Raw genomic sequence first — 2,088 nt, forward strand, 5'->3', positions numbered from 1 at the left:
GAGGTGGCCGAGCGAGGGTGGGCAGTCGATGAGGGTCACGGTGTGGTCGGTGTCGACGACGTCGAGCGCACGCCGGAGGCGTCCGACCGCGCCCACTGTCGCGGCCTCGGAGATCCGGTTCTCGAGGTCGAACCGACTTGGCATGAGATCCACGCGGCCGCGGTAGGGCTCGGGCCATGCGGCGGGCACGATCGCCTCCGCGGCGGCGCCGTGCACGCCCGGGCGTGAGGCTTCGACGACCTCGGCCACGGTCAGCAGCGGGTTATTCGGGTCGAACCGCAGCCCCAATCGCCTCGTGGCGTTCGCCTGCGGGTCGAGGTCGACGACCAGCACGCGGTGGCCGGCCTCGGCCAGCGCCGCGGCCAGGTTGACCGTGCTCGCCGTCTTTCCCGACCCGCCCTTGTGGTTCCCGATGGCAACGCGCATTCGGGCCTCCCGGCCTGTGAGTCTGTGAATCTGTGACTCACAGACCATAGGCCGGTGTGGCGGCGGTAGCCGGCGGCGACGCGCGCCGCACCGTGGCTGTCGTCCCCGCTCAGTACGGTGCGCCGCATGAGTGAGGTGTGGCTGGAAACGAGATCCGGGCTCGTTCGCACGGACGCGATCGTGTCCGTGCACGTCGAGAAGAGGCGCCTAGTGGTGTGCCTCGGCGTCCCGACCGGCGGCGAAGGTGGTGGGCGGGGTTGGGATCTCGGCCCCACTGAACATGTCGTGTGCACGGTTCTCCCGGAGACCGAGAGGCCCGCGCGGACCCTGATCGGGTACATCGCGGAGGTCCGCGGCCGCGGCGAGGCCGGTGTGGTGGCTGTCAGCGACGGCGGCGTTCCCATGCTTGAGCCGTTCGACTGACCCTGCCCGCGGGCGAGTGCCGACGCTGCCGCGGGTCGGCCGGCGAGCCGCTCGACTCAGATCGGGCGGTAGCGCGGCCAGGGGAGATTCACCGCTGGTCGAGCCGCTGCAGGATGGTCGCGAGCGTCTGCTGGATGCTGGTGAGCTGGTCGCCGTGCTCGGACAGCGTGCCCGCCTGGCGTTCCTGCTCCTGCCGGATCTCGCCGAGTTCGCGGGTGTGCCCGTCGACCGCCTCCTTGATCTCGACCACGGTGTCGGCGACCGCGGTCAGGTCGTCCTCGGTGCGGTCGACGCGGCGGGACAGGTCCGGCTGACTCATGCCCGGCAGCATACGTCGCCGGTGCTGGTCTGGTCGTCCGTCGCCCCCGCCACCGCCCGTAGGAACTCGCGGCATATTTGTGAATATGCCGCGAGTCGTGCTACGATTGGCGGCATATTCACGCGGTCGGCAGTGGGTGACCAGGCACGACCCGGACGGGGATTGGCGGCATATTTTGCGTGATGACGCGAGCGGAGCGCTCCCGGAACGTCTGGCGGCACTCGTCGCCGAGTTCGCCCAGTACTTGGCGAGCAACCCGCGGATGTCGCAGCTGACGCGGGAGGCGTATCCGCAGCGGGTGCGGGCCTACCTGCGGTGGCTGGACTCGGTCGACCTCGACGGCGTGGCCGGCGACCCGCTCGTCGACGAGGGTGCCGCGCAGGCGGCGGTGCTGGCCTACGAGGGGTGGCAGCGCACGGTCGCTCGCCGGGCGGCGAGCACGATCAACGCGCACGGCACGGCCGTCGCCGCGTTCTATGCCTGGCGCGGGCTGCGGGTCGACGTCGTGCGACACGAGATCACCCCGCAACGACGGGCCCTGGACACCGCGGAGCGGCGGCGTCTGGACCGCTACGTCGGCACCGCCGCCACGTCGCGCGAACGGGCCGTGTTCGGCGTGCTGCGCTACTGCGGGCTCCGCCGGAGTGAGCTGGTGGGCCTGGATGTCGGCGACGTCGTCCTCAGCGGCCAGGGCGGCGCGGTCACCGTCCGCCACGGCAAAGGGCGCTCGCTGCGGCGCGTGCCGGTGCCGCCGCTGCTGCGGCCGTGGCTGGCCGAACATCGGGCGGCGCGGGTGGCGCAGGTGCGCGAGGCCGGCCACGCGGCCGACGAGGTCGAGGTGGCTCCGCTGGTCGTGGGCGAACGCGGCCGCCTCGGCGACGATGGCGTGGGCCGGTTGATTGCCGGTCTCGGTGACCGGG

The 2,088-nt window shown here is 72.1% G+C and carries 4 protein-coding genes; 2 read left to right on the forward strand and 2 right to left on the reverse strand.

Features of this window, described 5'->3' with window-relative positions; all coding sequences use genetic code 11:
- Window positions 1-426: ParA family protein (locus LY13_RS25400; protein ID WP_253831089.1), on the reverse strand; the 426-nt coding region annotated here is incomplete at its 3' end.
- Window positions 427-552: 126 nt separating this feature from the next.
- Here LY13_RS25400 and LY13_RS25405 point away from each other — a divergent pair.
- Window positions 553-849 (forward strand): hypothetical protein, encoded by a 297-nt coding sequence (locus LY13_RS25405; protein WP_253831090.1) that lies wholly within the window; start codon window positions 553-555, stop codon window positions 847-849.
- A gap of 88 nt (window positions 850-937) precedes the next feature.
- On the opposite strand, the gene LY13_RS25410 is transcribed toward LY13_RS25405, so the two are convergent.
- Window positions 938-1,168: a hypothetical protein gene (locus LY13_RS25410; protein WP_253831091.1), complete on the reverse strand. Its 231-nt coding sequence runs from the start codon at window positions 1,166-1,168 to the stop codon at window positions 938-940.
- A gap of 136 nt (window positions 1,169-1,304) precedes the next feature.
- On the opposite strand from LY13_RS25410, the gene LY13_RS25415 reads away from it, so the two are divergent.
- Window positions 1,305-2,088: tyrosine-type recombinase/integrase (locus LY13_RS25415; protein ID WP_253831092.1), on the forward strand; the 784-nt coding region annotated here is incomplete at its 3' end.

Origin of the sequence: Prauserella aidingensis (assembly GCF_024171865.1) — a bacterium.
Lineage (GTDB): Bacteria > Actinomycetota > Actinomycetes > Mycobacteriales > Pseudonocardiaceae > Prauserella > Prauserella aidingensis.